This is a genomic window from Yersinia massiliensis, from assembly GCF_003048255.1.
GTDB lineage: Bacteria > Pseudomonadota > Gammaproteobacteria > Enterobacterales > Enterobacteriaceae > Yersinia > Yersinia massiliensis_A.
This window is the reverse complement of the sequence record NZ_CP028487.1, coordinates 2819099-2838463: the sequence shown is the minus strand read 5'-3', so window position 1 is coordinate 2838463 and position 19365 is coordinate 2819099. Positions and strand designations below refer to the sequence as shown.

The following is a 19365-nucleotide window of genomic DNA, read 5'->3' as shown; positions in this document are numbered from 1 at the left end:
TTACGGGAAGCGCGTCTGTGGGTTCAGTTCAATTGTTCGAAAGCAGAGCGAAAGGTCAGTAAACGGCGCGGTAAAGAGTCACCTCAATTGGGGCTGATTTAGCGGGGTGCAGTCATGACGTATGAGCAGTTTGTGCAGGTAATCATGCCATCTGCATTTTGCCCCGAGGATGGCAAGTGGATTCAGGAGCAATTGCAGTTGTTACCGCCCTCACTGCGCCGAAAGGTTGCTGTGAAGTATGCCGAGGTTTATCAGGTCGCGTTTGACTGTGAACCAGTCTCATACCGACAGGATAACAGGGCGAGGCATGAGGCCAATAAACGGCTGAGATTGTTTGTAAAAAGCCATGGCAAGGCACTACAGGGTTACACGGTCAGTCCGCCGTTGGTAGCGAAGTTATAACAGCCCTGAAATTTTCGGGGGAGTGGGTAAGTGCGGCACGCTGACTTGAAGGTGTCAGGTGTTAGCAGGTTGAGATTCTCAGTTCGTCTTTTTCCGTATCGGTGTACTTGTTAGCTAGTACATGAATAAGGGAGAAGGAGGAGGGGGTTTGGGGGGAGGTGGATGAGGGATTGGAATAGGCCTTTTCCAACAGACAACTCCATAGGTTAGGTAGGTCTCTATCTAGGGGTTAGCCCTCAAAAATGCGATGTACTAGCTAGATGATACACATGCAAGCATAGACCCAAAGAAAGGTTTTCCTTGGAATAGTTAATTGGCGGGAGGTTACACAATGCTAAATATCACACCGAACTTCGCACAGGAACGCGCCCTGAACATGCTGCGCAGTGACTGGAAGTCATTCGGCTCTTTCATGGTCTATGCACCGACAGGCAGCGGCAAAACCGGCTTAGCGGCATTTATCGCTGATGGGTTTGTTAGTCGCGGTATGCGTGTGCTCTTCATTGCCCCGTACACAATTTTAATTAACCAGACTGCGCAGCGCTTTATCGAATACGGACTCCCTGAAGACGAGATTAGTTTCATCTGGCAGAAACATCCGAGCTATGACCCAGCGTTAAAAATTCAGATTGCCAGTGCCGCCACGCTGATCCGCCGTCAGTTCCCGGACAATATTGATCTACTGATCGTTGACGAGGCTCACCTCCGGCAGAAACAAATTCTGATTGAGATTGAGCGCCTGACACGTGAAACACAGGTGAAAGTGATTGGTTTATCCGGTACGCCTTTTTCACCGTTCTTGGGTAATTACTACCAGCAACTGGTTAAGCCGACCACCATCGGGGAGTTAATCCAGCGTGGCGACCTGAGCGGTTACGAGTTCTATGCGCCGAGCAATCCAGACCTGAAAGGCGTGAAAACAACCAACACCATTGATTGCGGACGAGACTACAACGAAAACCAACTCGCAGAAATCATGTGTGGTGCTGACCTTGTTGGCGACATCGTTGATAACTGGCTACAGAACGGGCGGGATCTGCCCACCGTGGCATTCTGCGTAAATGTAGATCACGCCAATTACGTCACCATCCAATTCAACAAGATGGGGATTAACGCTGAGGTGATGATAGCGGAAACACCTCATGAAGAGCGTCAACTCATAATTCATCGCTTTGAAACGGGCGCAACGAAAATCATCGTTAGTGTGGGCGTACTGGTAGCGGGTTTTGACAGTGATGTTCGCTGCGTTATCTATGCCCGACCAACAAAAAGTGAAATCCGTTGGTTACAGGCGCTAGGTCGTGGCTTGCGTACCGCTCCGGGCAAGGAGTCTTGTCTTGTTTTCGATCACAGCGGCACTGTTCACCGCTTGGGCTTCCCTGACGCCATCGAGTACAACGAACTGCCCTCCAAAAGCGACGGAATGAAAGACAGCGCCAGTCGTGAGACTGAGGAACGCACTGAAAAACTCCCCAAAGAATGCACTGAGTGTCATTTCATGAAGCCTGCGGGTGTATACGCTTGCCCGAAATGTGGATTTAAGCCACTGGCAGGGCAGGACGTGGAGACCGACACCCAGCGCGGATTGAAAAAGTTAGGTAAGGGTAAGCGGGTGTTCACCCAATCTGACAAGCAAGCGTGGTGGAGTCAGATCAAGTTCTATCAGCGTCAGCGTACATCAATGGGTAAGCCTGTCAGCGATGGCTGGTGCTCACACACCTTCCACGACAAGTTTAGCGAATGGCCTAATGGCTTGAGTGATTTCCCGATGGAGATAACCCCCGAGGTCAGCAACTTCATTAAACATAAGCGCATCGCTTTTGCTAAAGGCAGAGAGAAATCTCAGCCACCCCCTCAACAGCGTCATGACGTCAATGCCGACACCACCATGTCGTTGATTAATGCCAAAAATCAGCTTGAAGATATACGTCAAAGTTTAAGGAAAGCAGTATGAAAACAACAGAAGCGTCAAGAGGCCGGTGGGCTGAAATTTTTGAGTATTTTGGCTTACCACCCATCACAGGCAAAAACCATTTTAAGGGAGAGTGTCCGGTATGCGGTGCTCGTGGCAAGTTCCGCATTGATGACCGCGACGGGGTGGGAACATGGATTTGTATCTGTGACAGTGGCGACGGTATGAAGCTGCTTAACCTAACGCAGGGTAAATCATTTTCAGCACTGTGTGCCGAAGTGGATCAGTTGATTGGCAATAACTACCGTCATGTCAGCATCCCCGTCACCAGTTCAGCAGCCAAACAGCGGCAGCGAGTCATTAGTAAGTTTTCAAAGCTGGTGGGCTTGCGTGGTACGACGGCAGCGGATTATCTGCGTCAGCGGGGTATTAATCGGCTTCCGGTAGAGGCTGTCCGATTCTGTGACCGGCAGCGGCACGCAGGGCGGGTATATCAGGCGCTTTACTCTTTAGCAACCGATGATAAGGGTGAACTTTGTTACCTGCATCAGACCCTGCTTGATGGGGATAAGAAAGCGAATATCGGTGACAGTGCCAAGCGACTTAAATCACTACAGGAACAGAACTACCTCGATCACACCCGTTCAGTAGCGATACGCATGTTTCCAGTCGCTTCCACATTAGGGATTGCAGAAGGGATAGAAACGGCTCTGTCTTGCTATCAAGTTTACGGGGTCAATACATGGTCAGTCATTAATGCCGGATTTATGGAGAAATTCAGGGTACCGGCAGGCGTCAAACACCTGATTATTTTTGCTGATATGGATAAACATTCTGCCACAGGACAAGCGGCGGCGTTTAATTGTGCGATGGGTAACCTACGAGCAAAGAATGACCTGATATCTGTCAGCGTACGCTGGCCCGATAATGATGATTTCAATGACATGCTAATGAATGGCGATCAAGTTCGTGAGCAGATCTACACAAAGAGGGCAGCATAGTGAAACTAGAATCAGCAATGAAACAGTTCAGCGCCAAGAGCCAGATGATTACGGATTCTTCCCGCGCGACCTCTTCCGATTCGCTCAAGGGACCGGATTTAGCCGCCGCAATGGGAATGGTTGAGGCTCGAGCCAGTTTCGGCATGGCTGCATATCTTGGCAAGGTGGGTATCAGCAAAGAGGACAAGGTAAGAACCGTTGAGCAGCTTACACAGTTCGCCATGAAGAATGCCCCGAAACATGTCGGTAAAGCATCGGGCCGCCGAATGGCTCAATGCATGGTCATTCTGGCTAAATTTGCCTATGAGGAATACAGCAGTTCAGCAGCGACCACCACCACATGTAAACACTGCAAGGGGAAGCGGCTGATTTACAGCATTCAAAAGGTGATTAAACACCCCGGATGCGGTGAGAAAACAGAGGCATGGATAGAGGAGGAGCTGGTGGGTGAATTGTGTAACCCCTGCAACGGAAAGGGCAAAATCTCCCATCGTTGCCGCTGCAATGGAACGGGGAAAGTGCGTGACCTTGAGAAATCCAAACGGCTTGGCGTGCCAGTTGAAAAAGAGTGTGAACGCTGCTCAGGAATTGGGTACAAACGGACACCCTCAACAACAGCATACAGAGCGATTACAGCGTTGCTTCCAGAACTCAATGAAAGGACATGGCGGCGTAATTGGAAGCCATTCTATGAGTCGCTGGTGGCTAAATGCGACATTGAAGAGAGCTATGCCGAAGATGAGTTCCAACGAATTACACGATAGCGGCATGATTGGTATTATTAGCAACAAAGTTTGATTATTAACTTGCATTTTGTCCGAACTTGGCGTAATTTCTCTAAATCATGGGCGTTTCTGTAGATGAGCGCCAAGGAAAATTATCAAGACCTCGCTTCGGCGGGGTTTTTTGTTTCAGTCTTCCCCGCTAATTGGGTATACTAATTGCGAGGTATGCTCAGGTTGATTCCCATTTATCAATGCTTAAGCGGTAGTTGAGTGTGCCTTATCGATATAAATACTGACAGCCGGGAAAGACCGGCAACTATTCAAGCCCTTTAGTTAATAGCTCAGGGGCTTTTTTACATGTGTGATTATCCCTTATGTAGAATTAGCGAGTCAGTAATACTGCCGCACTAAATTATAAGCCTCGGTTAATCGCTGGGGCTTTTTGCATTCTACATTCGCATGGGTACTGGATTGGTTAATCTAATCGTTGTGAAACAGTATCCAGCCGAATATGGTGAATGCGTAGGCTGATACGCTAACTCGCGTGGGCAATGGCAACAACTTATACGGATAGAAGCACACACGCCACGGGGAACCGTAACGCCGGGATACTCAGCCCCGGCCACCACACACCAACTTTTAAGGCTCACTTCGGTGGGCCTTTTTTTATTTCCACTACACACCCAGCCCATATGGGGAGGGGGAGATATGAAAATGCATAACAACCCTGACCTCATGGACATCATCACCCGATGGATAGCCGCACATCGTCTCGAATTTGGCTATGGCGGTATCGCTGGGATTATTGCTTGGTTACGTGGGCGGTATAACGAGAAGCCATTTCGACGCTGTTTTTTAGATGCGCTGATGTGTGCCGCTATAGCGTTTGCGGTGCGGGACGTTCTTGATTTTTTCGGGTTATCGACAGACCTCGCCTATATATCGAGCGTCATCATTGGTTATCTCGGTACGGATTACTTATCCAGCTTATTTAAATGGAAGGTAACAGGCAGGCCGATTGAAGAAGGGAAGGACAATGACAAGTAATTTCAGGTTCAGTCAGCGCAGTGAGAATAACCTCAAAGGCATTAACCCAGACCTATTAAAGGTAGTTCGCCGTGCGTTAGAGATTTCAACCGTCGATTTCAGCGTGATTGAGGGGCTACGCACAACAGAAAGGCAAAAGGAGCTGGTGGCCACTGGCAAGAGTCAGACCATGAACAGCCGCCATATCTCTGGCAATGCTGTAGACCTATTCCCCGTAGGTGGTGACTGGAATAACTATAAGTGCTGGTTGCCTGTATTGGATGCCATGCACCGCGCCGGTAAAGAGTTCGGCGTTAAGCTGCGTTTTGGTATCACGTGGACTGATAACCCAAATGACAAGCCTGCTAAGTTTCTGGATGCGCCTCATATTGAGATACCCGCATGAAAGAAACCTTATTGGGATTGATAGCCGTCACACTGACGGTTTCAGTTTTAGTCGGTGGCGGGTACTGGTGGGGCAGCGATAGCAAAGATACGGAGTGGTCCCTTAAATGGACTAAGCGGGATAAGTTAGACCTAGAGTCACAGCTAGCCGCCAAAAAGAGCGCTGAAGAGAAAGAGGCTCAACTTCAAGCCGCACAATCAGCCGGATTAAAAGCATATCAACAAGGGGTAGCAGATGCTGAGAACAAAGCAAAAGGCACTATTGCTGCTTATCGCGCTGGCAATATCAGGCTGCAAAAGCGTTTCGAGTGTCTCTCCGCTTCAGTTGGGGATATGTCCGTTACTCCCGCCAGTGGACAGCTCACTGATGCAGCCAGAGACTGCGGATTTTCAGACGCAGATGTCGGGTTTCTTATTTCAATCGCTGAACGAGCCGACAAGTTAGTCGAGAAGGTCACCGCACTACAAAAGGTTGTCACTGACGACCGGTTAATCATCAACAGCACCCCACATCAATAGCACTGGGATTGGGTGGAGGCAGAGCGCCGGGAGAAAGCTATGAATAAATTATGGTATTGGCTATTAAGAAAGAAAAAAGGAACAGTCACCGTCAAAGCTACTGTTCCTGCTACTCAATTAAGCTCTACAGTATTAAATCAGATGCAGCGTGAGTTGCTGGGCAAATTAATGTAATAGCTTACGTATCTGCTCCATTTGTTCATCGCCACTTTTACCTGATGTTTCGATGCCTGCAGCAATCTGGTTGAGAACCATTGCAATGATTTCTTTGTTTTTCACATTATCACCTATGAGATCAGCGGTTGCCTTGAATGACTTTGCTACAACTTCTTTATCCATGTTGGCTAATTCAGAGAAAAGCCTAGCAAGATGAACCATGGCTGTACACTGCCCCATATGCATAGCGATCAGTATTTCCATTTGTTCTTTTGTCATTAGATGCTCCTTGTAATTGATATTTAACAACCATACCCATTAGGGCTATTAAACATTACAGGTGGCATTCATTGAGTGCCATCAATAATGCACAACCTAAGCCACTAGCCTAATAAGCCGGTGGCTTTTCTATTTAGGGATAGGTCATGGCAAATCTTAAAGATTTATCCAATCAGTTGCAGTCGATAAAAAAGCAGCTCCCTTTTGCAGCAGCTCAGGCTCTAACCAGTGTTGCCCGCCAGATTGCCGCCGCTCAGAAGGTGGGTATGCAGCGCAATCTAGATAATCCGACCCCTTTCACCGTGAGTTCCGTCGGCTCGTTTGGTGCTCGTAAAGACCGATTACAGGCCAAAGTGTTTGTACGTGATATCGCTGCCAGTTATCTCGAACCGTTCGAGTTCGGCGGTCAGCACAAGCTCAATGGTCAAGCATTGCTTAATCCCAAAAACATAAAGCTGAATAAGTTCGGCAACTTAGCCCGTAATAAAACGCAGCAGCTCAAGGCTAAAGAAAATGTCTTTGTAGGAGAGGTGAATGGCGTTAATGGTTTCTTCCAACGTAAGAAAGGCAAGAAGAGCAAAAAGGCTAAGAAGCGTCAGAAGCGTTCGCCTAATGGGGTGCATAGAGCTAGGCAAAAGCAGAGAGCGCCTAAGCTACTGATTCAGTTTGGTGATGCACTGGCCGTTAAGCCAACGCTTGGATACTTTGACCGGGCAAACGTAATGGCACAGGCTTTAATGCCCGGTGCATTAAGCCTAGCAATCGAACAGGCACTGAAGACGGCTAAATAACAAACCACTCAACCATTGTATAGCTAACGCGCCTCGCCTATGCGGGGCTTTTTATTGCCTAAATTACAGGTGATACATGAAAGAGTTAACTCAGGAAAGGCTGAAAGAGCTACTTCACTACGAACCTGATACCGGTGTATTTACGTGGCTGGTCTATCGTAGCTTTAGGGCTGTAGCTGGCTCAGTGGCTGGGCGCACCAATATGACAACGGGCTACATAGAAATACAGATTGATGGTCGTCGCTACAAGGGACATCGCCTTGCATGGCTCTACATGACAGGTGAGCAAGCCAGCGGTCATATTGATCATGTGAATGAGGTCAAGGTAGACAACCGTATTGGTAATCTTCGTGTTGCTACTCGAGCTGAAAACAAAAGGAATGTTGGCATCACTAAAGCTAATACATCAGGCGCAAAGGGTGTCTATAAACAAGGTAATCGCTGGATTGCTCAGGCGCAGATGGATGGGAAGAAATACCGATTAGGTAGCTTTATGTGCGTTGATGATGCAGCCAAGGCATACGACTCGTTCTGCCAACAGTCTTATGGGGAGTTTTATCACCATGGTTCGGCACGTTCATTTGATAATCAGTCTCAATAAAAAAATGGGTCCTTCCCAGCGATATTTATTACACGGGTCATTGCGCGCCGTGCAGTTTTACCAGCTATAAATTTTTCATTTTGTGTCCCATGTCCCACGTGCATAGTTATGCAACTGTGACCGTCCGCCCTTACGCCGCGCGGCTGTAGCCGTTTTTCTGCGTGGGACATTTTAGATGGGACACAAAAAAATGTCCCACGCAAATGTCCCACGGCAATGTCCCATGTCCCACTGAGGCGATTTTCACCATGAGCACGATGACGCAGATTGATTACGCCAAACATGCTGGCGTTGATCGGAAGACGGTGAGCCGCTGGATTAAGGCCGGAAAATATATTGTTCTTGATGGTGACTTGGTCAACGTTGAGGAAAGTGATAAAGCGGTGGCCACTTTGCGCGACAGCAAAGATCCCCGCACTAAAAACGCCAGCAAAAAGCGGCCCGTCAAAGTTACCGGCGCTGACATTGACGACAGTACCGACGAAACCATCAAAGAGATCATGCTCGCTAATGGGGTTGAATGGACGCGCGAAGAATCCAGTAGAGTAAAAGAGAATTACCTAGCGTTACTGACCAAGTTGGAGTTTGAGAAAGAAGACGGGCAACTGGTGGAGCTAACGGTCGCAGAGGGTATTTTGTTTGATGCTTTTCGTGCTCAGCGAGATGCTTGGATGAACTGGCCGTCAAGGGTGGCTCCTTTGATGGCGGCTGACTTGGATGTTCCCGCCGACAGAATGACCGAGGTGTTATTAGAATATGTCCATAAACACATCTCTGGCCTCGGCGAACCTGAGTTTAACGCAGAGCAAACATGACCGACTTCTCCGCAGCGTTCGTAAGGGCTGGACTCCGCCACCCCGTATTAGCGTGCCTGATTGGGCCGACGAATTCCGAAAACTGGCAAAAGAGGCTGGTAGCACATCAGGTGACTGGGACACCTCAACGGTAGAGATTGCCCGTGGCCCGATGTTGGCGGCGACGGAATCCGGGGTGCATATCATCACCGTGATGTGCTGTACCCAGTTGATGAAAACGGCATTGCTGGAAAACCTGTTTGGTTACTTCGCCCATCTGGATCCTTGCCCGATGCTGTTATTGCAACCTAAAGAGGATGCGGCGGAGCAGTTTTCCAAAGAACGCATTACCCCCTTGATCAGGGTCACACCCGCTCTTCGCCAGTTGGTGGGGGGCAACAAGCAGAAAAATTCGAAAGAGACATTACTGTACAAATCCTTTACGGGGGGCTTTTTAGCACTGGCGGGGGCGGGTAGTCCAGACAACCTTGCTCGTCGTCCGATCCGTGTGCTGCTGGCGGATGAGGTGGATAAATACCCCATCACCCGTGAAGGTGACCCGATCACGCTGGCGGAAGAGCGCACGGCGACTTTTGGCCTCAACTGGTTATCGGTTCGCGCCTGCTCTCCGACCGTTGAAGATGAGAGCCGCATTGCGGCCAGCTACGAAGAGTCCGATCAGCGCCGGGCATCGATGGCCTGTCCCCATTGTGGCCACCGTCAATTTCCTGATTTCTTCAAGCATGTTCACTGGCCATCAGATGGAGACAAACACCATACAAAACTCGCCATGATCCACTGTGAAAGCTGTGGTTCTGGCTGGTCAGAGGGTGACCGGCTAAGAGCGCTACGCACCATTCAATGGCACCAGACCAAGCCGTTTGAATGTTGTGGCCAGCGCCATGTTCCGCTGAATCATTATGAACAAGCATGGCACGTTGATGATCAGACCGCCGTCGGTGTTGTGTGGCGCTGGTCTGAATCTGAGCGTCACGCGGTGCATCGGGCTATTTGCCCTGACTGTGGGGCGCTGGGAGTCGAGAATATCCACGCGGGATTTCAGGCATCCAAATTATTCAGCCCGTGGCAAAAAGATAAACCGTCTGATATCGCTGCTAAATACCTTAAAGCCAAGGGTGATCCAGATAAAGAGTTGGCTTGGTGGAATACCCAAATGGGCCTACCTCACCGACCCAACTACGGTAAGCGCCTACCTGTCGATGAACTGCTATCACGAAGAGAAGTATTTAATGCTGAAGTTCCTGATGGCGTTGCAGTCCTGACGGCGGGAATTGACACTCAGGCCGACCGATTGGAAATAGAAGTGGTGGGCTGGGGGATGGATGAGGAGAGCTGGTCTGTGGCGTTTGACGTGATTGAGGGTGACCTCGAAACAGCAGAGCCTTGGCTTCGACTTGATGCTTACCTTAAACAAATCTGGCGGCGGGCAGATGGCCGTGGTTTTACCATCATGGCCGCCTGTCATGACTCCGGCGGCAACCATACACAAAAGGTCTATGAGTTTGCCAAGGAACGGCTGGGGCGTCGGATATGGGCCATCAAAGGGGAATCCGCCACTGGCGGTAAACGCTCCCCTATCTGGCCTAACAAGCGGCCTAACTCAAAGAATCGGTCGCAGTTCCGCCCGGTCATTATAGGGGTTAACTCAGCAAAAGATTCTATTCGCGCCCGTCTTCATCTTGATAAACCCGGACCCGGTTATATGCATTTTTCAACCGATCGGGATATGGGGTATTTCAGCCAGTTAACCGCTGAGCGACTGATCATGAAAGAGGCCGCTGGTCAGCGTTACAGTGTTTGGGATTTGCCTCATGGCAAGGCTAACGAAGCGCTGGACTGTCGAGTTTATGCTTATGCTGCCCTTGCTGGCCTGTTTCATATGGGGCTGAAACTAAATACCCGCGCACTGTTGATCGAATCCGAACCCGACAAAGTTCTGCATCCTGCTCGTTCTGAGCCGGAGGATAAAACCAGCTTGCGACTGCCGGGAGCCATTATTCAGGAATCTGAACCCACCATAACAAAAAGCATCGCCAGACGGCTGGCTTAAGGATTTCTATGTTCAACGCAAACACCAGCCTGTTGGCCGGTGCGATGACTCGCGCCCAATTAGAAGAGGCATTAAACCGAGCGCAACAAGCCTATGTCGAATTATCAGTAGGTTCGAAAGGGGTGTCGTTTTCATATGCTCAAGGAGATGGCACCCGCTCAGTGGCGTATCAGCAGACTGATATTGGTCAGCTTATGGGGTTAATTCAACTCCTTCAGGCTCAGTTGGGTATTGTTCCACGTCCTCGCAGGGCGTTAAGGCCACGTTACTGATGAAAAACCCAGTAAGGATTTTAGGTCCTGACGGTAGCCCCTTGCCGCCATCCCAATCAAGGGCATCAATGCTGAGTGGCTCCAGAGGGGTTCCCTATGATGCTGCTGACCAATTCAGTGACACCATGGCAAACTGGCAACCGTCATTGTGGTCGCCGGATAACGAAATTAATACCTCCCGCGATCAGGTGGTTGCCCGCGTTCGCGACATGGTTCGTAACGATGGTTGGGCCTCGGGCAGTGTGACCCGCATTTTGGATAATGCCGTGGGGGCGTCTTTCCGCCCGCTGGCCAAAGTTGATTATCGGACGCTGGCACTAATGACCGGGAATCCTCAATTTGACGCGAAATGGGCTGATGAATATGGGCGGGCCATTGAATCAGGCTGGCGAATTTGGGCGAATGATCCAAACCGTTATTGTGATGTGGAAAGAAAGAAAACCGTCGCTCAACTGTTACGCCTTGGATTCCGCCACAAACTGACTGACGGTGATGCGCTCTGCGTCATGCAATATCGCCCTGACCGCCTTGGCTACGGTCGTGCGCAGTACGCCACGACCATGCAGATCATCGACCCGGATAGATTAAGCAACCCTCAGCAAAATTTCGACATGCTGAATATTCGCGGTGGGGTAGAGATTGATGAGGATGGGGTGCCCATTGCTTACCACATTCGCAAAGCGCACATAGGCGACTGGTGGAGCGGTAAAGAGACAATGACGTGGGAGCGTATCCGGCGAGAAACTGACTGGGGTCGCCCCATTGTCATTCATGACTTTGACAGTGACCGGGCCTCTCAGCATCGGGGGATCAGTATTTTCACTCCCATCGTTCAGCGGCTGAAGATGCTGATTAAGTACGATGAGGTTGAGTTGCAGTCGTCAATCCTGAACTCAATTTTTGCCGCCTTTATCACATCACCTTATGACCCAAGTTTAGTAGCGGATGCCCTTGATACGGGTGAGGAAGTTAACCGATATCAAGACATGCGTCGGGAATATCACGACGAAAAACGCCTGTCATTACAAGGGGGCGCTCGAATTCCGATTCTGGCACCCGGTGAAAGCATGACAGCATTAAATGCCGTTCGACCAACCAGTAATTTTGTCGCTTTTGAAAGCGCGGCGTTACGGAATGTCGCGGCATCATTGGGGATTTCCACCCAACAACTGACACAGGATTGGTCAGATGTTAACTACAGCTCAGCCCGTTCAGCCATGTTGGAAGCTTGGAAAACCCTGACCCGCCGCCGCGATGATTTTGCAACAGGCTTTGCCCAGCCCATTTTGTCGTGTTTTATCGAAGAATTGCATGATTTAGGTGAGGTTCCCTTGCCGGATGGCGCACCTGATTTTCTCGCGGCTAAAGCGGCCTATTGTCGAGCGCAGTGGATGGGGCCTGGGCGTGGTTGGGTTGACCCTGTGGCAGAGAAGAAAGGGGCCATTCTTGGGATGGAGGCTGGATTGTCTACTCTCGAAATGGAAGCCGCTGAAAACGTGGGCGAAGACTGGGAAGAACTACTGGATCAGCGCCAGCGAGAACGTGAGGCATACATTGAGCGTGGGTTGCCTATCCCTACATGGCTGCAAGCTGACACCTTTGCACCTGATCAACAACAAAAACCGGAGGCACAGTGAATCTTCCACATTTAGCCCAGCGGCTATTTAACACCCCGCTGGCACTTCACCCGCACAAGGCTGAAGTGGTTATGGCGGCACTGACTGATCGGTTCGGCTTGACGCGCATTCAGTCTAATGGCGATTGGGATGATGAAGGGGATGATTTCTTTTCACGCAAAGGTCGTGATTGTGGTTATGACGTCATCGAGGGTATAGCAGTTATTCCGATTCAGGGCACGTTGGTGCAAAAGTTAGGCACCCTGCGACCTTATAGCGGCATGACAGGCTATGACGGCATTCGGGCCAGCTTTCTGACCGCAATGAATGATGATGCGGTTAAGGGCATTTGTTTTGACATTGACTCACCGGGCGGTGAAGTCGCCGGCTGTTTTGATTTGGCCGATGAAATCTATGCTGCCCGAGGCGCTAAACCCATCTGGTCAATCCTGTCCGAAAATGCTTATTCAGCTGCTTATGCACTGGCCAGTTCGGCGGATAAGATTATCGTCCCGCGAACGGGCGGCGTCGGTTCTATCGGTGTCATCGTGATGCATGTTGACTGGTCGCAGCGCATCAAAAGTGATGGGGTGCAGGTCACGATAATCACTTTTGGCAGCAGAAAAGCTGAGTCAAACCCTTGGGAACCTTTAAGCGAAGAGGCGAAAAAAGCCATTCAGTCAGATGTTGACGAGATGGGCCGCCTGTTCGTGAGTACCGTTTCCCGCAATCGCGGGATAGCAGAGAGAACCATCAGGGATACCGAGGCGGCCTGTTTCTTAGCTGCTGATGGCGTGCAACTGGGGCTAGCTGATCAAGTTGCCTCACCTGATGTCGCATTCCGCGATTTATTAACATTGGTTGGAGAAAAGTAATGGCGAAAATTAAAGGATTTTCACACCTGTTTGGCCGTGGGGCCAAAGCATCAGAAGAGACCGAAGACGATAAGGAAAAGTCCAAAAAGGCCAAAGGTCGTCAGGCTGAAGAGGATGAAAAAGATCCTGACGCTGAAGAGGACGATGACGATTCAAACGATAATCCTGACGATCAGGATGAAAAGGACCCTGATGCCGATGATGACAGCGATGATGCTGACGCGGATGAAGGGCGTGATGATGACGGTGATGATGATACCGACGACCGTAATGTCAAAAAAGGTCGCAGTGCTGAGCGTCAGCGCTGTGCACGTATCTTTGGCAGCAAACATGCTACCGGGCGCGGAGATTTAGCGGTTTCTCTGGCACTCAATTCCGGCATGAGTTCCGCCGCAGTGATCCGTGTTCTTGCCTCCACTGCAGCTACTTCACCGGCATCAGCCCCTCGTAAACGTTCTTTGGATGAGCGGATGCAAGCCCACGGTAATGTACAGCCTGGACAAGACACCGCCGCCGCATCAAAAGGCGCGTCACTGGTCAATAAGATGACCAGCCTCTATGACTCAGCAAAGGGTAAAAAATAATGGATAACTTCGGACAAAATGCTTTCCAGCCGGGTATGCGCTCATCTCTGTATGTGCCCGACCAGTTAATCGCCGGAACACTGCAACTGGTCACGGATACCGCTGTTATTGCTCAGGCAGCGGCAATCCATTTGCGTGGCACCGTGATGGGAAAAATTACAGCATCAGGCGAATACATCAAGTCAGTAAAAGATGCGGATGACGGCAGCGAAGTGCCGGTTGCGATCCTTGTCGATGATGTGGATACAACAACAACGTCTCAGCGCGGGGGCCTATACTTGATGGGACAATTCAATCAAAACCGCATTATTCATGATGCTTCATGGACGCAGGCCGAGTTAAAAACGGCACTTCGGACGTATTCAATCTTCCTCGAAGACAGCACCCAAGCAACAGTTTAAAACCTCACTTTCTGATTTGCACTCAATGCCACTCACCTGGCAGGGGTTTGCTCGTCTTCAATCTTGATCTGGTGGCTCTGGCTGCCAGAAAATTAAAAGAGATACTACATGAATATTTTTGATACCAACGCGTTGGTTCAGGTTGTTCCTAACCTTAAAACAAGCCAAAACTGGTTACTGGATCGCTTCTTTCCTAACATCGTGACCTATGAGACTGAAGAGGTTTCAATTGATGTGGACATCGGTAAGCGCCGCTTGGCACCTTTTGTCTCCCCGTTAGTCGCCGGTCTTTTGGTTGAAAGCCGAAAATATCAGACCAATACCTTTAAGCCTGCTTACATTAAAGATGTGCGGGTTCCAGATCTACGAAAACCTATCCGCCGCCAAATGGGCGAGCGTATTGGCGGCGAGTTCACCGCCACTGAACGTGAGATGCTCAATATTCAATTTGAAATGGAAGATCAAATTGACATGATCAACCGCCGCTTGGAATGGATGGCGGCCAGTGCACTGACCAAGGCAAAAATTATGGTCGTGGGTGAAGGGTTTGAAACGGCTGAGATTGACTTCGGCCGCTCAAGTTCTCTGACCATTACACTGAGTGGGTCAGATAAATGGCCTTTATCTGTTCCCGCAGGCACGACCAACACCCGACCGTCAGATGATATTGAAGACTGGCAAACACTGATGTTAAAAGAGTCCGGGGCGGTGGCCACTGACTTGGTATTTACGACCTCCTCATGGAAAGCGTTCCGTCTCGATACCTCTATTAAAGACAATGCCATCACATTCCCAGCATTGAGTCCGTTTGGTAATCAGGTTGACGCCGGACCACGAATTTCAAAAGGTGCAGTCTATAAAGGTCGCTGGGGAAACTATGATTTGTGGTTGTATAACGATTGGTTTATTGACCCGGTTGATGGTATCGAAAAACCAATGATCCCCGATGGTGCCGTATTGATGTCAGGTGCTGACTTGATGGGGACGCGTGCCTTTGGTGTCATTCTGGACCCTGAGTTTAATTACGGGCCTTTGGCGTTTGCACCGTCATCATGGACCATGAAGAACCCCGCTCAGCGTTATTTGATGATGCAATCCGCTCCGCTGGTTATTCCAAGCCGGGTGAATGCCTCCCTCTGTGCGACGGTGGTGTGATATGGCAAAAACACCGAGCAAGCAGCAAGCCAGCATCAACGAACTGGGCGGCTTGCCGCCCGAGTTCGCCGCTGACACCCCGCAGGAACAGACTGTTGTGACGGATAATAACGAAACACAGCCTGATCCTGAGGTGCAAAAAGAGACATCAACGAGTGAGGAACCGCCTAAAACACCTGAAATATCAGATGATCAGAGCACGGTTTTTGGTGAGTCTCAGACTCAGGAAAACACCACAGAGAATGAACTGGGGAGTGATGGTCCTGCTGATGACTCTGACGAGATGGAGCTTGTGGTGGTAAAGGGCCAGACCCTGCGCCATAGCGGGGAAACTCATGAGGAGAATAGCCGTTTATTCCTACCACATAATGATGCTGAAAGGCTGATTAGTCTGGGCGTGGTTGCTGATGTGAAAGCATTACGGCAGCAGGCAGCACGCGCTGTAGGCCCCTCAATCACTGTCGATGATGGTGTGAAGATAAATCGGGGTAGCTGATGGGTATCAACTGGGATCAGCATCTTCTTGCACCCTTGCATTCGGTATTTGGTGACCCGGTTGATTATCGCCCCGCTGGTGGTAAGCCAACTTACACCATCAGAGGCATCTTTGATCGGGCCTACACCACCATCGATACGCTGGATGATGGCAGCACCATAAATACCACTAATCCCGTTTTAGGGGTCAGAGATAGTGAGTTTCGTTCGCCACCCAAACAAGGGGATCGGGTATTTATTGGTGTCGTGGCTAATGAACCAGTCAATACCTTGTTTGCTGTCGCAGATGTTCAGCCAGACAGTCACGGTGGCAGCAAACTCATTCTTAATCGGGTAAAAACATGAATACAGCGCAGGTCAGGCAGTTGGTTGTTGATGCCATTGTTGGGAATACTGACGCGGGAAACCGCGTCTACTCCCCGCGTGACTGGCCAACGACCGAGGAAATGTATCCGGTTATTTTGGTGCAAACCCTTATCGAGGAAAAGCAGTCATTAGGCCGTAACGCCCCACAGTTCAACACCATCACCACCGTTCGCATTACTGGCCGGTTGCAGGAGTTGGACGGTGAGAATGAGAATGACGGGGCGAACAAGGCAGAGTTGTCGCTCGAGCGGTTGCGAGAACAAATTGAACGAGCGGTGATCAACAGTTATGACCTCACCCGCCAAATACAGCAGTTTGCCCGAGTTCGCTCAACCATTGATCTGGATTCGAGTGGTGAAGGGCATATGGCTCAACTACTGATGGAGCTGGATATTGAGTATTACCAAGGCCCAGAGGATTTTTACCCCATTGTGGGCGATCCTCTGGAGGGTATCGATATCACTATGTCGATGCCAGACGGCACCACTCAACCTGTGGTATCAATAGACCTTTCGGAGTAAACCCCATGATTGTTAAACCCGTAGCCGGTCGCACTGTACGCGACCCGGTTAAGGGCACCTTTTTGCCTGAATCCGGCGCTGAGGTTCCCGATAACTCATTTTGGCGTCGTCGTTTAAACGACGGTGATGTCGTGCGTGAACAGCCTAAAGAGGCTAAACCCGCGCCAGAAGTCACTAAAGCGGAGAAAACCAAATAATGACTATTCCTTTTACTAACATTCCGAGCAATCTTCGGACGCCGCTTTTCTTCGCTGAATTTGATAACTCTCAGGCGAACACGGCAACAACGACGCAGCGAACACTGATTATGGGGCAGATGCTGGATGAGGGGACTTTACCGGCAGATATGCCCGTACTGGTTTCCTCCGTGGCCACCGTCGCGGGACAATGCGGTGCAGGTTCAATGTTGCATGGTCAGATGGCTGCATACTTAGCGAATGACACAGCTGGTGAGATCTACATTTTGCCGTTGAGTGATGCGGAATCGATGGTGGCGGCAACAGGTAAGATCACCGTGACCACGCAGGCATCAGCAACCGGGGTTATCTCTCTTTATATCGCCGGTATTCGTGTACAAGTCGCGGTGGTAGCGACTGATGATGTGGCGGCTATTGCCACTGCATTAACCGCCGCCATCAATGCAGCAAGTGCCTTACCTGTCACTGCTGTCGCTGTGGAAGCAGTCATCACGCTCACGGCTAAAAACAAAGGTGCACACGGTAACACGATTGATTTACGTCTGAATTATCTGGGTAGCACTGGCGGTGAAACCACGCCAGATAGCCTGGTACTGATATTCACACCGATGGCTGGCGGTGCGGGTGCGCCTGAATTGGATGATGCGCTGGCTAATTTGCAGGACCGAACCTTTGATTTCATCATCAACCCGTACACCGATACGGCATCGTTGAATAAAATCAAAGAGTTTCTGTCAGACAGCACCGGTCGATGGAGCTACAGCCAGCAATTGTATGGCCACAGCTTCGCTGCTCAATCCGGCACTTATGGTCAACTGACAGCTGCAGGCGAATTGCGTAATGATCAGCATGCTTCACTGTTGGGGGTAAATGGTTCGCCAACACCGAGCTACGTCTGGTCAGCGGCTTATGTTGGCGGGATTGCGCAAAGTCTGCGTAATGACCCCGGACGCCCGTTACAAACATTAGCGATTAGTGGTGTACTGGCCCCGCCACTGGCAAGTCGATTTACGCTGACCGAGCGTAACAACCTGCTGCACAGCGGGATATCGACGGTCACCACTGCCGACGATGGCACGGTACAGGTAGAAAACATCATCACCACCTACCAAAAGAACAAATATGGGGCGGAAGATGACAGCTATTTGCAGATTGAAACCTTATTTCTGCTGATGTTCGTCACCCGATTCCTGCGCACTCAGGTGACATCGAAGTTTGCCCGTATGAAGCTGGCGGCTGATGGCACCCGCTTTGCTCCCGGCTCGGCGATTATCACCCCGAACGTGATCCGCGCCGAGTTGATCGCGCAGTACCAGACGTTGGAATTTAACGGTTACGTGCAAGATGCCAAAGGTTTTGCCAAGGGATTGATTGTCGAAAAGAGCGCCAGCAACCCGAACCGCGTTGATGTGCTGTGGACGGGTGTTCTGATCAATCAGTTACGCATCTTTGCCGTTCTCAACCAATTCCGCCTACAGGCATCTGCATAAGGACGCATTATCATGGGTGATACCTCCAATCGCCTCGCCGGGACAGCGTATGTCACGGTTGACGGCATGACTATCATGGTGGCGGGGCAGTTCAAGTACAGCCCTTCCAAATTCAAGCGTGAAACGCTCACAGGGATGGATGGGGTACATGGTTATAAAGAAACCTTTAGTGCTCCGTTTATTTCCTGCCAAATCCGCGACAGTGGCGGCACGTCGATCAGTGATTTTAACGATCAGACTAATGTCAATATTGTCTGTGAGCTGGCCAATGGCAAAACGATTATCGGCAGTGGTATGTGGTCGGTCAATACTCAGGAAGTGGATAGCACTGAGGCAACGGCTGATATTCGCTGGGAAGGTGGCTCTGTATCGGTGACGGAGAACTAAGATGTCTGAACTGGAACGCACTAAAACAATCACGCTTGTTAAGCCTATTTCTCATGATGCGACTAAAACCACCTATGAGTTTATCGAACTCAGTGAGCCGGTATTATTACAGGTTCAGCAGTTTTATGACGAGCAGGCTAAATCGGGCGCACTGAGTGCGATGGGGCTACTTATTTCGCTGGTGTCGAATGTGCCGCGTGAAGCCATCAAAAAGATGGCCTTTACCGACTATAAATCCTGTGAGGTCTACATGATGAGTTTTTTAGCCTACTCCCCCCAGCCGGAGAGTGGGGTAATGAGCTAGCAGATGTGACTTATTACTAT

General features: G+C 50.1%; 26 protein-coding genes. 25 read left to right on the top strand and 1 reads right to left on the bottom strand.

The genetic code is table 11. The annotated features are described in order from the left end of the window. Positions 1 to 114 precede the first annotated feature (114 nt). The 8 genes from DA391_RS24500 (at position 115) to DA391_RS24605 (ending at position 6164) form a co-directional block, all read left to right on the top strand. On the top strand, positions 115 to 402 hold the full coding sequence (locus DA391_RS24500) for a hypothetical protein (RefSeq protein ID WP_108087821.1): 288 nt from the start codon (positions 115 to 117) through the stop codon (positions 400 to 402). A gap of 331 nt (positions 403 to 733) precedes the next feature. Next, positions 734 to 2356 (top strand): DEAD/DEAH box helicase, encoded by a 1623-nt coding sequence (locus tag DA391_RS13215; protein ID WP_108087820.1) that lies wholly within the window; start codon positions 734 to 736, stop codon positions 2354 to 2356. Next, positions 2353 to 3315: a DUF7146 domain-containing protein gene (locus DA391_RS13210; RefSeq protein ID WP_108087819.1), complete on the top strand. Its 963-nt coding sequence runs from the start codon at positions 2353 to 2355 to the stop codon at positions 3313 to 3315. The genes DA391_RS13215 and DA391_RS13210 overlap by 4 nt, the downstream gene beginning before the upstream one ends. Further along, positions 3315 to 4079, top strand: a complete 765-nt coding sequence (locus DA391_RS13205; RefSeq protein WP_108087818.1) for an antitermination protein — start codon at positions 3315 to 3317, stop codon at positions 4077 to 4079. The genes DA391_RS13210 and DA391_RS13205 overlap by 1 nt, the downstream gene beginning before the upstream one ends. Before the next feature lie 669 nt (positions 4080 to 4748). Then, positions 4749 to 5087 (top strand): phage holin, lambda family, encoded by a 339-nt coding sequence (locus tag DA391_RS13200; protein WP_108087817.1) that lies wholly within the window; start codon positions 4749 to 4751, stop codon positions 5085 to 5087. Beyond that, complete coding sequence (locus DA391_RS13195; protein WP_108087816.1) at positions 5077 to 5472, top strand: M15 family metallopeptidase; 396 nt, start codon at positions 5077 to 5079, stop codon at positions 5470 to 5472. The genes DA391_RS13200 and DA391_RS13195 overlap by 11 nt, the downstream gene beginning before the upstream one ends. Then, a complete protein-coding gene (locus tag DA391_RS13190) occupies positions 5469 to 5990 on the top strand; it encodes a DUF2514 family protein (protein WP_240624734.1) in 522 nt (173 codons plus the stop codon). Before DA391_RS13195 ends, DA391_RS13190 begins: the two co-directional genes overlap by 4 nt. A gap of 39 nt (positions 5991 to 6029) precedes the next feature. Then, positions 6030 to 6164, top strand: coding sequence for a hypothetical protein (locus tag DA391_RS24605; protein ID WP_276308703.1), 135 nt, complete (start codon positions 6030 to 6032; stop codon positions 6162 to 6164). On the opposite strand, the gene DA391_RS13185 is transcribed toward DA391_RS24605, so the two are convergent. After that, a complete protein-coding gene (locus tag DA391_RS13185; RefSeq protein ID WP_108087815.1) occupies positions 6156 to 6425 on the bottom strand; it encodes a hypothetical protein in 270 nt (89 codons plus the stop codon). The genes DA391_RS24605 and DA391_RS13185 overlap by 9 nt on opposite strands. A 146-nt stretch (positions 6426 to 6571) precedes the next feature. Between DA391_RS13185 and DA391_RS13180 the strand changes: the two genes are divergently transcribed. From DA391_RS13180 to DA391_RS13100, 17 genes are all read left to right on the top strand, one after another. Then, on the top strand, positions 6572 to 7216 hold the full coding sequence (locus DA391_RS13180) for a hypothetical protein (protein ID WP_108087814.1): 645 nt from the start codon (positions 6572 to 6574) through the stop codon (positions 7214 to 7216). Positions 7217 to 7292: 76 nt separating this feature from the next. Next, positions 7293 to 7817, top strand: a complete 525-nt coding sequence (locus DA391_RS13175) for an HNH endonuclease (RefSeq protein WP_108087813.1) — start codon at positions 7293 to 7295, stop codon at positions 7815 to 7817. Between the two features lie 248 nt (positions 7818 to 8065). Continuing rightward, entirely contained in the window at positions 8066 to 8632 is a 567-nt protein-coding gene (locus DA391_RS13170; protein ID WP_108087812.1) for a hypothetical protein, read from the top strand. Continuing rightward, positions 8574 to 10682, top strand: a complete 2109-nt coding sequence (locus DA391_RS13165) for a phage terminase large subunit family protein (protein WP_108087811.1) — start codon at positions 8574 to 8576, stop codon at positions 10680 to 10682. The genes DA391_RS13170 and DA391_RS13165 overlap by 59 nt, the downstream gene beginning before the upstream one ends. 8 nt (positions 10683 to 10690) lie before the next feature. Continuing rightward, a complete protein-coding gene (gene gpW, locus DA391_RS13160) occupies positions 10691 to 10954 on the top strand; it encodes a gpW family head-tail joining protein (protein ID WP_050944301.1) in 264 nt (87 codons plus the stop codon). Further along, entirely contained in the window at positions 10954 to 12591 is a 1638-nt protein-coding gene (locus DA391_RS13155) for a phage portal protein (RefSeq protein WP_240624732.1), read from the top strand. Before gpW ends, DA391_RS13155 begins: the two co-directional genes overlap by 1 nt. Continuing rightward, a complete protein-coding gene (locus DA391_RS13150) occupies positions 12588 to 13445 on the top strand; it encodes a S49 family peptidase (RefSeq protein WP_108087809.1) in 858 nt (285 codons plus the stop codon). Before DA391_RS13155 ends, DA391_RS13150 begins: the two co-directional genes overlap by 4 nt. After that, entirely contained in the window at positions 13445 to 14029 is a 585-nt protein-coding gene (locus DA391_RS13145; RefSeq protein ID WP_108087808.1) for a DNA primase, read from the top strand. The genes DA391_RS13150 and DA391_RS13145 overlap by 1 nt, the downstream gene beginning before the upstream one ends. Further along, complete coding sequence (locus tag DA391_RS13140; RefSeq protein ID WP_108087807.1) at positions 14029 to 14430, top strand: head decoration protein; 402 nt, start codon at positions 14029 to 14031, stop codon at positions 14428 to 14430. Before DA391_RS13145 ends, DA391_RS13140 begins: the two co-directional genes overlap by 1 nt. Before the next feature lie 108 nt (positions 14431 to 14538). Beyond that, positions 14539 to 15585: a major capsid protein gene (locus DA391_RS13135; RefSeq protein WP_108087806.1), complete on the top strand. Its 1047-nt coding sequence runs from the start codon at positions 14539 to 14541 to the stop codon at positions 15583 to 15585. A gap of 1 nt (position 15586) precedes the next feature. Further along, entirely contained in the window at positions 15587 to 16081 is a 495-nt protein-coding gene (locus DA391_RS13130) for a hypothetical protein (RefSeq protein WP_108087805.1), read from the top strand. Continuing rightward, the gene (locus DA391_RS13125) at positions 16081 to 16425 is read left to right on the top strand and encodes a head-tail joining protein (RefSeq protein WP_108087804.1); all 345 of its coding nucleotides are present in this window, start codon (positions 16081 to 16083) and stop codon (positions 16423 to 16425) included. Before DA391_RS13130 ends, DA391_RS13125 begins: the two co-directional genes overlap by 1 nt. Then, the gene (locus tag DA391_RS13120) at positions 16422 to 16967 is read left to right on the top strand and encodes an ATP-binding protein (RefSeq protein WP_108087803.1); all 546 of its coding nucleotides are present in this window, start codon (positions 16422 to 16424) and stop codon (positions 16965 to 16967) included. Before DA391_RS13125 ends, DA391_RS13120 begins: the two co-directional genes overlap by 4 nt. Positions 16968 to 16972: 5 nt before the next feature. Then, positions 16973 to 17164, top strand: a complete 192-nt coding sequence (locus tag DA391_RS13115) for a DUF2635 domain-containing protein (RefSeq protein ID WP_049678640.1) — start codon at positions 16973 to 16975, stop codon at positions 17162 to 17164. Then, positions 17164 to 18654: a phage tail sheath subtilisin-like domain-containing protein gene (locus DA391_RS13110; RefSeq protein WP_108087802.1), complete on the top strand. Its 1491-nt coding sequence runs from the start codon at positions 17164 to 17166 to the stop codon at positions 18652 to 18654. The genes DA391_RS13115 and DA391_RS13110 overlap by 1 nt, the downstream gene beginning before the upstream one ends. A gap of 12 nt (positions 18655 to 18666) precedes the next feature. Next, entirely contained in the window at positions 18667 to 19041 is a 375-nt protein-coding gene (locus DA391_RS13105) for a phage tail tube protein (protein WP_108087801.1), read from the top strand. A 1-nt stretch (position 19042) separates the two neighbouring features. Continuing rightward, positions 19043 to 19345 (top strand): phage tail assembly protein, encoded by a 303-nt coding sequence (locus DA391_RS13100; protein ID WP_108087800.1) that lies wholly within the window; start codon positions 19043 to 19045, stop codon positions 19343 to 19345. Positions 19346 to 19365: the final 20 nt, after the last annotated feature.

Excerpts from the sequence above, each read along its gene's own strand:
- DA391_RS24500 (WP_108087821.1), top strand. The coding sequence starts at position 115 with ATGACGTATGAGCAGTTTGTGCAGGTAATCATGCCATCTGCATTTTGC.
- DA391_RS13215 (WP_108087820.1), top strand. The coding sequence starts at position 734 with ATGCTAAATATCACACCGAACTTCGCACAGGAACGCGCCCTGAACATG.
- DA391_RS13210 (WP_108087819.1), top strand. The coding sequence starts at position 2,353 with ATGAAAACAACAGAAGCGTCAAGAGGCCGGTGGGCTGAAATTTTTGAG.
- DA391_RS13200 (WP_108087817.1), top strand. The coding sequence starts at position 4,749 with ATGAAAATGCATAACAACCCTGACCTCATGGACATCATCACCCGATGG.
- DA391_RS13195 (WP_108087816.1), top strand. The coding sequence starts at position 5,077 with ATGACAAGTAATTTCAGGTTCAGTCAGCGCAGTGAGAATAACCTCAAA.
- DA391_RS13190 (WP_240624734.1), top strand. The coding sequence starts at position 5,469 with ATGAAAGAAACCTTATTGGGATTGATAGCCGTCACACTGACGGTTTCA.
- DA391_RS24605 (WP_276308703.1), top strand. The coding sequence starts at position 6,030 with ATGAATAAATTATGGTATTGGCTATTAAGAAAGAAAAAAGGAACAGTC.
- DA391_RS13185 (WP_108087815.1), bottom strand. The coding sequence starts at position 6,425 with ATGACAAAAGAACAAATGGAAATACTGATCGCTATGCATATGGGGCAG.
- DA391_RS13180 (WP_108087814.1), top strand. The coding sequence starts at position 6,572 with ATGGCAAATCTTAAAGATTTATCCAATCAGTTGCAGTCGATAAAAAAG.
- DA391_RS13175 (WP_108087813.1), top strand. The coding sequence starts at position 7,293 with ATGAAAGAGTTAACTCAGGAAAGGCTGAAAGAGCTACTTCACTACGAA.
- DA391_RS13170 (WP_108087812.1), top strand. The coding sequence starts at position 8,066 with ATGAGCACGATGACGCAGATTGATTACGCCAAACATGCTGGCGTTGAT.
- DA391_RS13165 (WP_108087811.1), top strand. The coding sequence starts at position 8,574 with ATGTCCATAAACACATCTCTGGCCTCGGCGAACCTGAGTTTAACGCAG.
- gpW (WP_050944301.1), top strand. The coding sequence starts at position 10,691 with ATGTTCAACGCAAACACCAGCCTGTTGGCCGGTGCGATGACTCGCGCC.
- DA391_RS13155 (WP_240624732.1), top strand. The coding sequence starts at position 10,954 with ATGAAAAACCCAGTAAGGATTTTAGGTCCTGACGGTAGCCCCTTGCCG.
- DA391_RS13145 (WP_108087808.1), top strand. The coding sequence starts at position 13,445 with ATGGCGAAAATTAAAGGATTTTCACACCTGTTTGGCCGTGGGGCCAAA.
- DA391_RS13140 (WP_108087807.1), top strand. The coding sequence starts at position 14,029 with ATGGATAACTTCGGACAAAATGCTTTCCAGCCGGGTATGCGCTCATCT.
- DA391_RS13135 (WP_108087806.1), top strand. The coding sequence starts at position 14,539 with ATGAATATTTTTGATACCAACGCGTTGGTTCAGGTTGTTCCTAACCTT.
- DA391_RS13130 (WP_108087805.1), top strand. The coding sequence starts at position 15,587 with ATGGCAAAAACACCGAGCAAGCAGCAAGCCAGCATCAACGAACTGGGC.
- DA391_RS13125 (WP_108087804.1), top strand. The coding sequence starts at position 16,081 with ATGGGTATCAACTGGGATCAGCATCTTCTTGCACCCTTGCATTCGGTA.
- DA391_RS13120 (WP_108087803.1), top strand. The coding sequence starts at position 16,422 with ATGAATACAGCGCAGGTCAGGCAGTTGGTTGTTGATGCCATTGTTGGG.
- DA391_RS13115 (WP_049678640.1), top strand. The coding sequence starts at position 16,973 with ATGATTGTTAAACCCGTAGCCGGTCGCACTGTACGCGACCCGGTTAAG.
- DA391_RS13110 (WP_108087802.1), top strand. The coding sequence starts at position 17,164 with ATGACTATTCCTTTTACTAACATTCCGAGCAATCTTCGGACGCCGCTT.
- DA391_RS13105 (WP_108087801.1), top strand. The coding sequence starts at position 18,667 with ATGGGTGATACCTCCAATCGCCTCGCCGGGACAGCGTATGTCACGGTT.
- DA391_RS13100 (WP_108087800.1), top strand. The coding sequence starts at position 19,043 with ATGTCTGAACTGGAACGCACTAAAACAATCACGCTTGTTAAGCCTATT.